General features: G+C 63.8%; 10 protein-coding genes. 9 read left to right on the plus strand and 1 reads right to left on the minus strand.

Annotation, left to right across the window (positions count from 1 at the left end; translation table 11 throughout):
- Positions 1-15: 15 nt before the first annotated feature.
- Complete coding sequence (locus ACFT1A_RS01395) at positions 16-1509, minus strand: PucR family transcriptional regulator (protein ID WP_378445540.1); 1494 nt, start codon at positions 1507-1509, stop codon at positions 16-18.
- Positions 1510-1679: 170 nt separating this feature from the next.
- On the opposite strand from ACFT1A_RS01395, the gene ACFT1A_RS01400 reads away from it, so the two are divergent.
- The 9 genes from ACFT1A_RS01400 to zomB all read left to right on the plus strand — a co-directional run bounded on the left by ACFT1A_RS01400 (position 1680) and on the right by zomB (position 13069).
- Positions 1680-3101 carry an amino acid permease gene (locus ACFT1A_RS01400; RefSeq protein ID WP_378445541.1) on the plus strand — a complete coding sequence of 474 codons (1422 nt, stop codon included), beginning with the start codon at positions 1680-1682 and terminating at the stop codon, positions 3099-3101.
- Positions 3102-3191: 90 nt separating this feature from the next.
- Complete coding sequence (locus ACFT1A_RS01405) at positions 3192-4373, plus strand: thiolase family protein (protein ID WP_007731825.1); 1182 nt, start codon at positions 3192-3194, stop codon at positions 4371-4373.
- A 2-nt stretch (positions 4374-4375) separates the two neighbouring features.
- Positions 4376-5527 carry an acyl-CoA dehydrogenase family protein gene (locus ACFT1A_RS01410; RefSeq protein WP_283306458.1) on the plus strand — a complete coding sequence of 384 codons (1152 nt, stop codon included), beginning with the start codon at positions 4376-4378 and terminating at the stop codon, positions 5525-5527.
- 111 nt (positions 5528-5638) lie between these two features.
- Positions 5639-6562 carry an MBL fold metallo-hydrolase gene (locus tag ACFT1A_RS01415; protein WP_378445542.1) on the plus strand — a complete coding sequence of 308 codons (924 nt, stop codon included), beginning with the start codon at positions 5639-5641 and terminating at the stop codon, positions 6560-6562.
- A gap of 69 nt (positions 6563-6631) precedes the next feature.
- Entirely contained in the window at positions 6632-7846 is a 1215-nt protein-coding gene (gene glf / locus ACFT1A_RS01420) for a UDP-galactopyranose mutase (RefSeq protein ID WP_378445543.1), read from the plus strand.
- A complete protein-coding gene (locus tag ACFT1A_RS01425; protein WP_378445544.1) occupies positions 7843-9756 on the plus strand; it encodes a glycosyltransferase in 1914 nt (637 codons plus the stop codon). The genes glf and ACFT1A_RS01425 overlap by 4 nt, the downstream gene beginning before the upstream one ends.
- A complete protein-coding gene (locus tag ACFT1A_RS01430) occupies positions 9737-10270 on the plus strand; it encodes a phosphatase PAP2 family protein (protein WP_230817658.1) in 534 nt (177 codons plus the stop codon). The genes ACFT1A_RS01425 and ACFT1A_RS01430 overlap by 20 nt, the downstream gene beginning before the upstream one ends.
- Positions 10267-11172 (plus strand): decaprenyl-phosphate phosphoribosyltransferase, encoded by a 906-nt coding sequence (locus ACFT1A_RS01435; RefSeq protein WP_230817656.1) that lies wholly within the window; start codon positions 10267-10269, stop codon positions 11170-11172. Before ACFT1A_RS01430 ends, ACFT1A_RS01435 begins: the two co-directional genes overlap by 4 nt.
- Positions 11150-13069, plus strand: coding sequence for a flagellar motor control protein ZomB (gene zomB / locus ACFT1A_RS01440; protein WP_378445545.1), 1920 nt, complete (start codon positions 11150-11152; stop codon positions 13067-13069). Before ACFT1A_RS01435 ends, zomB begins: the two co-directional genes overlap by 23 nt.
- The last annotated feature ends 288 nt before the right edge of the window (positions 13070-13357 follow it).

Consider the following 13357-nt stretch of genomic DNA (forward strand, 5'->3'; position numbering starts at 1 on the left):
ATATCGGTTGACTTGTCAGATGGTCGGAGCGTCGCCGAGCAGCCGGTACTCGAGCCACAACTCCGCGCGTTCCGTGGGGGAGCCGAGATCGAGCTGAAGAAGGCTCTCGATCCGAGCGAGTCTGCTGCGCAACGTATGCCGATGAATATTCAGCGCTGTTGCTGCGGCGTCGCCCACCCCGTTGTGTGCCAGCCACATGGCCAATGTCCGGTAGAGATCGCTACCGCCCTTCGCTTCCAGAAGCGGTCGCAAGTGTGCCGCCGCGAATGCCGTCGAGCGATCCTGATCGAGAAACGCGGACAATCCACTCTCCGAGAGTTCGGCGAACCGCATCGAGGGCAGGTTGCGGGCGCCGGCCTCGGCTGCTGCCTGCGCGGCTTGGCGTCTGGCGCGCGAAAGATCGTCCCACCACAACATGTCCGACACGCCGACGGTTACGTCGATCTCATTGACACGAGCGAGAATTCGTCCACTGTCCGTGGCTGAGACTACGGCGATCAATGCGCCGTCGGTGATGCCGAATGCCAGATCGCGGCTGAGGCCGTCGAGCAGTGAGACGGACACGCTCTCGAGCAGACCGCTGGGACCCGCTACGTGGAAGACCTGGAAAGGCTCGACGGGAAATCCTCCCCACAGTTCACCGGAGATGTTGCGGGCGAGCGCATTCTGTCCCTCGAACAGTTGATGCATCGCAACGGTGCGCAGGTGGTTCATCGTCAGCTGTGAATCTCGGGTTCGAGCCGTCATCAACGTGAGCAGAGAGGCGGCGGCGATGACGATGCCCTGATTCAGTGAACCGACGGCGCCAGGGCAACCGGCGACGAGGTATCCCATCAGCTTTCCCCTCGACGTCGTGAGGGGATGGGAGATGACGTCTTCATTTTCGCTCGTGACGAAGCTGACCTCCATCGGGCGAGCATCTCGCTCGGGGGCCGTTCGCTCGATTCCTGCGGCCGCGGCGGTGTGTGAGATCTCGACGGTATGACCGGCCGAGTCCAGCAGCGCTGCCCATCCGCCGATCAATTCCGCGACCCGTCGTACGACCGCCCGGGTGCCGTTGACCGTCACCGCAGCTTGAAGAAGTCGGCGCAGGCTCTGGTAGTTGCTGCGCAGCGCTTTCATGTCGTCGTCGGATTGCGCCTTCGAGACCGCTTTGGTCAGCGCGATGAAAGGAGTTCGCAACGGGACGTCGAGAAGGGGCACACTGAAACGGGTGGCCGCATCCACCAGAGTCTGCGGCGCCTGCTCGTATCCGAGGCCGGTTCCGAAACCGATTCCGGCAATTCCGGCCGCAACCAGGGTCCGTACGAATCGGGTCGTTTCTGCGGCCGTCGTCGGTAGTGACACCCCGGTGATGAGCAGTAGTTCGCCGCCGTCGAGGAAGGGCGTCGGATCGGGAAGTTCGGAGACATGTGCCCAGGTCAGGGTGCGATCGAGCTGGTCGTGCCCGGCCAGGACGCGGAGGCCGAACTGGTCGGTCGCACAGAGTTGGCGGAGCGTGATGGGCATGGGTCCAGTCTGGCACCCCGAACCCGCCACTTTGTAGTGCCTGCGGTCACGTTTGTACAAAGTGGAGCCTGACGCGAGCTTGCCGAAGGTCCGACACTGGCGCTATCGAAAATGCGCTCCAGAAGAGCGTCACCAAGATCCACCTCCCGAACAGCCCACAAGGAGTACTGATGTCCAGTACAGACCAGCCGGCACTTCAGCACACGCTGAAGAAGCGGCATCTGTCGATGATTGCGATCGCGGGCGTCATCGGCGCCGGACTGTTCGTCGGCTCCGGTGTGGCAATCCAGGAGACGGGACCGGGTGTCCTGGTCTCTTACGCACTTGCCGGCGTCGTCGTCATCCTCGTGATGCGCATGCTCGGTGAGATGTCGGCAGCGTCGCCGGAAACCGGCTCGTTCTCGTCGTACGCCGACAAGGCCATCGGCCGCTGGGCGGGCTTCTCGATCGGCTGGCTCTACGCGTGGTTCTGGATCATCGTGCTCGGCATCGAGGCCACCGCCGGTGCCCTCATCATGAATCGCTGGGTTCCCGGCGTTCCCCAGTGGACCTGGGCATTGATTCTGATGATCGTGCTGACGCTGACCAACATCATCTCGGTCAAGTCCTTCGGTGAGTTCGAATTCTGGTTCGCGTCCATCAAGGTCGTCGCCATCATCGCGTTCCTCGGCATGGGTGTCGTGGCGATCTGCGGATGGATGCCGGGCGTCGAAGCACCCGGAATGACCAACCTGACCGGTCACGGCGGTTTCCTGCCGAACGGAACGGGAGCCATGCTCGCCGCAGTCCTTGTGGTCGTGTTCTCGTTCTTCGGGGCCGAGATCGCCACCATCGCCGCCGGTGAATCGGCCAACCCGCTCGAAGCTGTTCGCGCAGCCGTCAAATCCGTCGTCTGGCGAATCCTCATTTTCTACATCGGCTCGATCGCGGTCGTCGTCACGCTGCTTCCCTGGGACAGCGCATCGGTTGCGCTCAGCCCGTACGTCGCTGTCATGGACTCCTACGGCATTCCGGCCGCAGGCAACATCATGGACGTCGTCGTCCTCACGTCGGTGCTGTCCTGCCTCAACTCCGGTCTCTACACCGCGAGCCGCATGATCTTCTCCCTCGCCGGTCGCGGCGACGCCCCCAAGTCGCTCTCACGTATCGAGAAGACCGGCGTCCCCATGCGCGCAGTTCTGGTCTCGACGATCGTCGGCTTCCTGACCGTCGGCATGAACTACCTCTCCCCGGACAAGGTCTTCCTGTTCCTGGTCAACTCCTCCGGTGCGATCGCGCTGTTCGTCTGGCTCGTCATCTCGGTGTCCCAGCTGCGCACTCGCCGCAAGCTCGAAGCGTCGGGCCAGGAGCTGGAGCTGAAGATGTGGCTCTTCCCGTACCTGACCTACGCCACGATCGCCGCCATCATCGCGCTCTGCATCGGCATGCTCACCCTGGACTCGACGCGAAGTCAGATGTTCGTGTCCCTGGGACTCGCAGCGATCCTCGTGGGTATCGGGCTCTACCGCTATCGGAACGACAAAGACCCCGAAGACACCGAAGCCGCCGAGACCGAGGTCGTACCGGTGGCCGAGAGCGCTCCCACACCCTGACACGAATGTCCCCATCTGCGAGATACTTAGATGTCCTAGTATCGGCCACGGACGAAGAAATCGACGTGAGCACAGCAGATGGGGACAATCATGACCACACCCGAACCGATCGTCATCGTCGACGGGGCCAGGACCCCCGTCGGTAGCTTCGGCGGCGTCTTCAAGGACGTCCCCGCGCACGAGCTGGGCGCCGCAGCAGCCAAGGCCGCGCTGAGCCGCGCCGGCGTTGCACCCGAAGACATCGACGAGGTCGTCATGGGCTGCATCGGCCAGGTCGGCCCCGACGCCTACAACGCACGACGCGTGGGCATCGCCGCCGGGCTGCCCGAGAACGTCCCCGCCTACACCGTCAACCGCCTCTGTGGCAGCGGCCTGCAGGCCGTGTGGTCTGCGGCGATGCAGATGCGCTGGGGCGCAGCTGCCATCACCCTCGCCGGCGGCGACGAGAGCATGTCCCGCATGCCGTTCTACGACTTCGCTGCCCGATCCGGCTACAAGCTCGGCGATCGCAGCCTCGTCGACGGCACCGTCGCCATGCTCACCGACCCGTTCAGCAAAGCCCACATGGGCCGCACCGCCGAAGCCGTCGCCCGTAAGTACGGCGTCAGCCGCGAGCAGCAGGACGAGTTCGCCGTCGAATCGCAGCGCCGCGCCGCTACCGACGCAGCGAAGGCAGCCTTCGCCGAGGAAATCACTCCCGTCGAGACCGGTGGCCGACGCTCTGTCACAGTCACCGAGGACGAGCACCCCAAGCCCGGAACCACCGTCGAGACCCTCGCCAAGTTGCGCCCCGCATTCGAAGAGGGCGGATCCGTCACTGCCGGTAACGCGTCGGGCATCAACGACGGCGCCGGCGCACTCGTCCTCGCGACGGGCACTGAGGCAGCCAAGCGCGGCCTCACCGGACTGGTCACGCTCGAAACCGTCACGACAGCAGCCATGGAGCCCGGCCTGATGGGCTACGCTCCCGTGCTCGCCCTCGAAAAGCTCTTTGCGCAAACAGGATTGAAGCCGTCCGACATCGGCACCGCCGAGGTCAACGAGGCGTTCGCTTCGCAGGCCATCGCCGTCATCCGTGACAGTGGCCTGGATCCGGAGAAGACCAACCCGTACGGCGGAGCAATCGCCCTCGGACACCCGGTCGGCGCCACAGGAGCCATCCTGACCCTGCGTGCCGCGCGCGACATGGTCCGCCGCGATCTCGAATTCGGCATCGTCACCATGTGCATCGGCGGCGGTCAGGCACTCGCTGCCCTGCTGAAGCGGGTCTGATCATGGCGACCAAGCGCAAGCCGTCGTGGCACGACGACGAGATCACCGCAGTAGCCGAACTGGCCCGTGGTTTCTTCGATCGTGAACTGATCGCCAAGCGTGAGCAGTGGGACGCTCAGCATCGCGTCGACCGATCCGTGTGGCTCGAAGCCGGCAAGCTCGGCCTGCTGTGCTGCTCGATTCCCGAGGAATACGGCGGGGGCGGTGGAACTTTCGCGCACGATCTCGCTGTCTTCGAGGCGCAGGGCTACTGCGGTGACTACGCACTCGGCAACTCGGTGCACAGTGGCATCGTCGCCCACTACGTCCTCGAGTACGGCAACGAAGAGCAGAAGAAGGCCTGGCTGCCCGGCATGGCCACGGGTGAAATCCTCGGCGCCATCGGAATGACCGAGCCCGGAACAGGTTCCGACCTCAAGGCCATCACCACCTCCGCGATCCGCGACGGTGACCACTACGTGGTGAACGGGTCGAAGACCTTCATCACCAACGGTGGCAGCGCCGACATGATCGTGCTCGCCGTCAAGACCGATCCCAAGGCCGGGGCCAAGGGAGTCTCGCTCTTGATCGTGGATCTTCGTGACTGCGAAGGCTTTGCCGTCGGCCGCGTGCTCGACAAAGTCGGTCAGCACGGCGCCGATACGTCCGAGCTGTCCTTCACCGACGTTCGCGTTCCGGTCTCGAATCTCCTCGGCGAGTCCGAGGGTCTCGGTTTCGGTCAACTGATGGCGCAGTTGGTGCAGGAACGCCTCATCATCGGCGCGCAGGCCATCGGCACCATCGAGCGTGCAGTCGAGGAGACCGTCGCATACACCAAGGCGCGTCAAGCGTTCGGGCACAGTCTCTTCGAGTTCCAGAACACCGCCTTCGAGCTGGCCGAGTGCCAGACGATCGCACGCACCTGCCGCGTGTTCCTCGACAATTGCATCGAGGATCACCTCAACGGCGAGCTGGACGGCGCCGACGCCGCCATGGTCAAGTACTGGCTCACCGAGCAGCAATGCGCCGTCGTCGACCGGTGCGTGCAGCTTTACGGCGGGTACGGATACATGCGTGAGTACCCGATCGCGCGCATGTACGAGGACTCCCGCGTCCAGAAGATCTACGCCGGTGCCAACGAAGTGATGAAGGGCATCATCGCGAAGAGTCTTTGATCACCGGCGTCGAAAACCATTGACACCGACCGGGCACCCACCGAGCATTTCGGTGGGTGCCCTTTGTGTGTGCCTACAGGCAGTATCGAGCTGTTCGGAAGGCAAACACTGATGAGCTTCACCATCGACGTCGGATCGGCACGCGTCACCCAACTGACCGAACTGGCGCACTGGCCGTTCCCGCCGCGAGAGCTTTTTCCGCACGCGGGTGAGACGGAGATCGAGGAAGCGTCGGCGCGTCTGACACCGGAGTTCTTCGACGCGGGCAGCGGTGACCTCGTACTTGCCATCCACACCTACCTGGTGGAGATCGGCGGCAAGGCCATCGTCGTCGACACCGGCAACGGCAACAGCAAGCACCGGCCGAACCTCTTGCCGCATCACATGTTCGGTACCGACTACCTCTCACGATTCGCAGCCACCGGCGTCGCCGTGGACGACGTGGATCTGGTGGTCAGCACACATCTGCACCCCGATCACTGTGGTTGGAACACCAACCTCGACGCCGAAACCTGGCGGCCCACCTTTCCCCGCGCGACCTACATTTTCGACCGCACCGAACTGGCCGCGCTCGAACAGCTCGCCGCCGACGGTCCACACGAAGGAGTGGTGTCGGATCTCGCGCAGACCTTCGAGGACAGCGTCCGTCCCGTTCTGGACGGGGCGAAGTGGGCGGCAGTCGACGACGGTCATGTCCTGGCCGAGTCCGAAGGCACAAGCGTCGTCGTGCGCAGCGCGCCTGGTCACACGCCGGGTCACATCGTGATCGAGATTCGCACTGCCGACGGTGGCGCCGTCATCTCCGGCGACGTGATCCACCATCCGATTCAGTTTCTGTACCCGGACCTCAGCCAGGGCGGTGACGCTGACCCCGACATCGCCAGGGTCACCCGCCGCGCACTTCTCGAACGCTGCGCGTCGGAGGGACTCCTTCTACTTCCCGCGCACTTTCCGGTCGACGAACCGATCACCATCGGTTTCGATGCGACGGGTGTGCCGAGTGCCGTGGGTCTGATCGGTCTCGCAGCGTCCTGACTTGCCGCATCGGCCCTGGTGACGCATCCAACCCTCGGCTTCCGAACAGGTCCGATACCCTGGTTCATCGTGACCGCTGCAAATTCAGAGACCGCCCGTGCCCAGTACGACCTGATCGTCGTCGGTTCGGGATTCTTCGGGCTGACCATCGCCGAGCGTGCCGCTACCCAACTGGGTAAGCGCGTGCTGGTGCTGGATCGCCGTCACCACCTGGGGGGAAACGCATACTCGGAGGCAGAGCCGGAGACCGGCATCGAGGTCCACAAGTACGGTGCCCACCTGTTCCACACCTCCAACAAGAAGGTTTGGGACTACGTCACCCAGTTCACGGAGTTCACGAACTACCAGCACCGCGTCTTCGCGCTGCACAAGGGGCAGGCGTACCAGTTCCCGATGGGACTCGGCCTCGTGTCGCAGTTCTTCGGTCGGTACTTCACGCCCGAAGAAGCACGCGCCCTCATCGCCGAGCAGTCCAGCGAGATCGACTCGAAGGATGCCTCCAACCTCGAAGAGAAGGCGATCTCCCTGATCGGACGCCCGCTCTACGAAGCGTTCGTGCGTGACTACACCGCAAAGCAGTGGCAGACCGACCCCACCGAGCTGCCCGCGGCGAACATCAGCCGCCTGCCGGTCCGCTACAACTTCGACAACCGCTACTTCAACGACACGTACGAGGGTCTGCCCGTCGAGGGCTACACGGCGTGGCTCGAGAACATGGCAAAGGATCCGAAGATCGAGGTCCGCCTCGACACCGATTACTTCGACGTCCGCGACGAACTTCGCACCGCCAGCCCCGACGCACCTGTCATCTACACGGGCCCGCTCGACCGCTACTTCGACTACTCGGAAGGTTCGCTCGGATGGCGCACCCTCGACTTCGAGACCGAGGTTCTGCCCACCGGAGACTTCCAGGGCACCCCCGTCATGAACTACAACGACGCGGACGTCCCGTTCACCCGCATCCACGAGTTCCGTCACTTCCACCCGGAGCGCGAGTACCCGGCCGACAAGACCGTCATCATGCGTGAGTTCTCACGTGCCGCGGAGGCGAAGGACGAGCCGTACTACCCGATCAACACGCCCGAGGATCGCGAGAAGCTCTCCGCGTACCGCTCACGCGCCAAGAAGGAGACCGCGGAGAACAAGGTCCTCTTCGGCGGACGTCTCGGCACCTACCAGTACCTGGACATGCACATGGCAATCGCCAGCGCGCTGACCATGTTCGAGAACACCCTGCGCCCGCATCTCGAATCGGGTGCGGAATTGGCAGGGGAGAGCGAATGAACGCACGTCATCTACTCGAAGGCGAAGACGCCGTCACCGGCGACGAGGTGACCTACCTCGGTAAGTCCCTGCTCCAGCGGATCATCCTGCCCCGCGCGGGTGAGCCGCTCGACGTCCGCACGTTGTACTTGGAAGAGTCCTGGTCCAACAGCCGGCGGGCACACTCGACCTCGCGCACGTCGGTAGCGCTCGGCGCCGAGACCGAGGTCTCGTTCGCCACCTACTTCAACGCGTTTCCCGCCAGCTACTGGCGGCGCTGGTCCATCCTGAAATCTGTGGTCCTGCGTCTGGAACTGTCCGGACACGGCCGCGTCGACATCTACCGTTCCAAGGCGGATTCCTCGCGAATTCACGTGGAAGGCAAGGAATTTGCCGACGGTGATGCCGCGCTCGAGTTCGAGGTGGAACTGGCTCCGTTCGAGGACGGTGGCTGGATCTGGTTCGACATCACCACCGATACGGCCGTAGTCGTCGAGAGTGGCGGCTGGTACGCACCCGTCGAGGCTCCCGGCGAAGCGACTGTCGCCGTTGGTATTCCGACGTTCAACCGTCCGACCGACGCGGTCAAGGCGCTCGCAGCACTGGCATCGGATCCGCTGGTGTCGGACGTGATCAAGGCCGTCATCATGCCGGATCAGGGCACCCGCAAGGTGCGTGACGAACCCGGATTCGCCGAAGCTGCTGCAGCGCTCGGTGATCGGCTCGCCATTCACGATCAGGGCAACCTCGGTGGTTCGGGCGGATACAGCCGAATCATGTACGAGGCACTCAAGACCACGCAGTGCCAGCACATTCTGTTCATGGACGACGACATCGAGATCGAACCGGACTCGATTCTGCGTGCGCTTTCGTTCTCGCGTTTCGCGAAGTCGCCGATGCTGGTGGGTGGGCAGATGCTCAACCTGCAGGAACGAAGCCACCTCCACGTGATGGGTGAAGTGGTCAACCGCGGCATCTTCATGTGGACCGCGGCACCGAACGTCGAATACGACCACGACTTCTCGAAGAAGCCGCTGCGCGAATCGAAACTCCTGCACCGCCGCATCGACGTCGACTTCAACGGCTGGTGGATGTGCATGATCCCGCGCCAGGTCGCCGAAGAGATCAAGCAACCTCTTCCGCTGTTCATCAAGTGGGACGACTGCGAATACGGTTTGCGCGCAAAGAAAGCCGGATATCCGACCGTCACATTGCCCGGTGCCGCGATCTGGCACATGGCGTGGAGTGACAAGGACGACGCCATCGACTGGCAGGCGTACTTCCACCTCCGTAACCGTCTGGTGGTGGCCGCGCTCCACATGCCGGGCAACGGCCGCGGTCTCGTCGTCAACACGGTGAAAGCAACCCTCAAGCACCTGCTGTGCCTCGAGTACTCCACCGTCGCGATCCAGAACAAGGCCATCGCGGACTTCCTCGCCGGACCCGAGCACGTCGCGAACATGCTGCCGACAGCACTCGGTGAGGTCCACGCCCAGCGCAAGGAATTCTCCGACGCCGTCGTCCTGCCGTCGTCGACTGCGTTGCCGTTGCCCTCCGGCGCCGACGTCGGGGACGTGAGCCTGCCGCTGTCGACCGTCGCGAAGATCACCCGGGTTCTCAGGGCCGGAGTGCACAACGTGAAGCCGGCCAAGCCCGAACACCTCGAGCGTCCTCAGCTCAACGTGCCGACCATCGACGCGCGTTGGTTCCTGCTCTCACAGGTCGACGGTGTCACCGTCACCACGGCCGACGGTCGCGGCGTCGTCTACCGCAAGCGAAACCCGAAGCTTGCACTCGAACTGCTCAAGGAAGCCACACGGTTGCGCCGCGAACTCGCCGCGCGTTTCCCCGAACTCAAGAAGCAGTACCAGGACGCCGTTCCTTCACTGACCAGCACGGAAAGGTGGGAACGTGTCTTCGGCATCTCCTGAAGTACGGATTCTGGCCGGAATTCAATCGACCGTCGGGCAGCTGCCGGGCGCCGTGAAGGTCGCCCGCGGCATGTCGCACTTCGGCGAGCACTCCCTCGGGTGGATCGCGATCGCAGCCGTCGGAGCCGCCGTGGACAAGCCGCGTCGACGCGAGTGGGCCGGAGCAGCCGTCGGAGCGTTCGGCGCACACGCAGCCTCCGTGGTGATCAAACGAGTTGTCAGGCGCAAGCGGCCGTCCGACCCGTCGGTGCAGGTCAACGTCTCGACGCCGAGCAAGCTCAGCTTCCCGTCGTCACACGCGACGTCGACGACGGCGGCGGCTGTGCTGATCGGCCGACTCACCGGGCTACCCTTACCGGCGTTGCTGGTGCCCCCGATGATGCTCTCGCGTCTGGTCCTGGGAGTTCACTACCCGACCGACGTACTCGCCGGAGCGGCACTGGGAGCCGCATCCGCGGCGGTAGTTCGCCGGGTCGAAGAAGCCAGAGCCGAACAGAAATGTGGAGATAAATGAGCGAGGAACCGGCTACGGTCAGCGGACCCCCGAAGTCCCTGCCCGCCGGCATCGTCAAGGCGCTTCGCCCACGTCAGTGGGTCAAGAACGTCCTTGTGCTGGCAGCGCCCATCGCGGCCGGAACCGCCACCGAAGGCGACGTGCTCCTGCCCGTCGCGCTGGCGTTCGTCGTGTTCTGCATGGCGGCATCGGGCATCTACCTCGTCAACGACGCGATGGACGTCGAAGCCGACCGTGCTCACCCCACGAAGCGATTCCGTCCCATCGCGGCCGGAGTTCTGCCCGTCAACATCGCCTACGGCATGGCAGTCGTACTGCTGTCCGCTGCGATCGGGCTGTCGTTCCTGGCCAACTGGCAACTCGCCGTGGTCATGGGCGTGTACATCGTCATCCAGCTCGCGTACTGCTTCGGCCTCAAGCATCAGGCCGTCATCGACATCTGCATCGTCTCGTCGGGATTCCTGCTTCGGGCGATCGCCGGTGGCGTTGCCGCCGAGATCGATCTCTCGCAGTGGTTCCTGCTGATGATGGCGTTCGGTTCGCTCTTCATGGCCGCAGGCAAGCGTTACGCCGAACTGCAGTTGGCCGAGAAGACCGGCGCGAAGATCCGTAAGTCCCTCGAGAGCTACACGATGACGTACCTGCGTTTCGTGTGGACGATGGCAGCGACGACGCTGGTCCTCTGCTACGGGCTGTGGGCGTTCCAACAGGACGCCATCAAGGGCACCAACTGGTACGCCATCTCGATGGTGCCGTTCACCATCGCGGTGCTGCGATACGCGGTGGACGTCGACGGCGGCGAAGCCGGAGAGCCTGAGGAGATCGCGCTCGGTGACCGGGTGCTGCAACTCCTCGCGATTGCGTGGATCGGAGTAGTGGGTGTCGCTGTCTACCTCGTCTGAGCCACGCACCGAGGCCGACCCGCACGTCGACACTGCGGCGAACCGCACCACCCTCAGTCGAGGAGTTTTTCTCGGCGGGGTGGTGCTTGCTGCTGCCCTCATGTTCTGGGGTGCGTGGGAGCGTCGCTGGATCGCCGACGACGGACTGATCGTCTTGCGAACCGTCCGCAATCTGCTGGCGGGGAACGGCCCGGTCTTCAATGCGGGTGAGCGTGTCGAGGCGAACACGAGTACCGCGTGGACGTACATCGTCTACGCGTTCAGTTGGCTCACACAGATCCGCCTCGAATACGTCGTCCTGACGATCGCGCTCGTACTCTCGACGGCCGCCGTCGTGCTGGCGATGCTCGGCACCGGTCGTCTGTACCGCGGAGTTCGGCCGTCGGCGGGCGGAACGATCCTGCTGGTCCCGGCAGGTGTTCTCGTCTACATCGCGGTCCCGCCTGCGAGAGATTTCGCCACGTCCGGGCTCGAAACGTGCCTGGTGATCTTCTGGATCGCGCTCTTGTGGCTACTGCTCGTTCGGTGGGCGCAGGCGTCGACGCCGTCCACAGCGTCAATCCTGACTCTCTCGTTCGTGGCCGGCCTCGGACCACTGGTTCGACCCGAGATGGCGATTCCCGGTGCTGCCGCGTTGATGATGATCGTTCTCTCCGCCGGCCTGACCTGGAAGATTCGCACACTGATCGTGGTCGTCGCCGGACTTGTCCCGGTGGCCTATCAGATCTGGCGTATGGGCTACTACGCCTTGCCTTACCCGAATACCGCGGTGTCGAAGGACGCCGGTGGCGCGAAGTGGGCGCAGGGTTTTGCGTACCTGTGGAACCTCGTCGGGCCGTACCTGCTCTGGTTGCCATTGCTGTTCCTGCTCATCGGTGCGCTGCTGCTCGTGTGGCGAAGCCGAGCGGACGCACCAGCCACCGCCACCGATCAACCAGCACGTCCGCTGTGGCAGCGCTTTCAACAATTCCTGCGCACGCCGCGTGCGATTGTCACCTTCATTCTCGGCAGTGGGCTGATCCTCGGGATCTACTCGCTGCGCGTCGGCGGCGACTTCATGCACGGCCGTGTCCTGTTGCCGGTGCTGTTCTGCCTGCTCATCCCAGTCGCCGTCATTCCGTTGCGGGTGCCCGCCAGATCGGCGTTCGGCAGTAACCGCGACACCGCGATCTTCGGTGTCTCGGCGGTGCTCTGGATCGGCACGATCATCTGGGCTTTCTTCGCCGCAAACACGACGGGGATGCCGGAAGGCTCGGTGGTGGGTCGTTCGGGAATCGTCGACGAGCGCGCGTTCTACGCACTCAACACCGGTCACAAGCATCCGATCCTCGCCGAGGACTACCTCGACTATCCGCGAATGCGTGCCATGGTCGAGACCATCGCGCGGACCCCGGAGGGTGGGCTGCTGCTGCCGTCGGCGAGCTACGACTCCTGGTTCGTCGTCCCACCGCCCGGACCGCTCGAAGAGCCGGCCGAGCACGTCGTCTTCTTCCTCAACCTCGGAATGACGAGCATGAACGTCGGCCTCGACGTCCGGGTGCTTGATCAGATGGGTCTGGCGTACCCGCTGGCAGCTCACACCGAGCGACTCGAGGACGGCCGGATCGGGCACGACAAGAATCTCTATCCGGACTGGGTGGTCGCGGACACGGGAATGATCGACGTTCGCCCGTGGCTGCCGTTCTTCCTCGACGAGGACTGGGTTGCGGACGCGAAGCTGGCCATCACCTGCCCGGAAACGCAGGAGCTGCTGACGTCGTACCGCTCCGAGCTGACCTGGGCGAGATTCAAACAGAACTTCCAGCAGGCATTCGACTTCGCGAAGTACCGATTCGACCGGGTTCCGGCCTACGAATTGGAACGCTGCGGGCTCGTGCCACCCGAGCCGCCCAGGTGATGTGATCAGCATCACCGACGGTTGAGGGTTTGAATATTTCGATTCAGTAACACCGAATCGTTTGGCCACGATGTACTCGAAGACGATTCACCTAACCTGAATCGCCCCCAGGGGTGACGACGGTGTCGCTCGCGGACTGGGACGTAACGATCTGTCTATTTGTCACAGCTGAACCTGTGACATAAAGTCCAGCGAGCGCAGTGTGACTTGGAAGAGGTCCGCTGCCGACCTGAACTTGTTCGGGCTGGCAGAAAAGCCTGTTCCCCGACGGAATCCGCCGGAACCACT

It is taken from the genome of Rhodococcus sp. NPDC057135, assembly GCF_042670865.1.
Taxonomy (GTDB): domain Bacteria; phylum Actinomycetota; class Actinomycetes; order Mycobacteriales; family Mycobacteriaceae; genus Rhodococcus_F.

Coding starts and splice junctions, on each gene's coding strand:
- ACFT1A_RS01395 (WP_378445540.1), bottom strand. CDS start 1,509: ATGCCCATCACGCTCCGCCAACTCTGTGCGACCGACCAGTTCGGCCTC.
- ACFT1A_RS01400 (WP_378445541.1), top strand. CDS start 1,680: ATGTCCAGTACAGACCAGCCGGCACTTCAGCACACGCTGAAGAAGCGG.
- ACFT1A_RS01405 (WP_007731825.1), top strand. CDS start 3,192: ATGACCACACCCGAACCGATCGTCATCGTCGACGGGGCCAGGACCCCC.
- ACFT1A_RS01410 (WP_283306458.1), top strand. CDS start 4,376: ATGGCGACCAAGCGCAAGCCGTCGTGGCACGACGACGAGATCACCGCA.
- ACFT1A_RS01415 (WP_378445542.1), top strand. CDS start 5,639: ATGAGCTTCACCATCGACGTCGGATCGGCACGCGTCACCCAACTGACC.
- ACFT1A_RS01425 (WP_378445544.1), top strand. CDS start 7,843: ATGAACGCACGTCATCTACTCGAAGGCGAAGACGCCGTCACCGGCGAC.
- ACFT1A_RS01435 (WP_230817656.1), top strand. CDS start 10,267: ATGAGCGAGGAACCGGCTACGGTCAGCGGACCCCCGAAGTCCCTGCCC.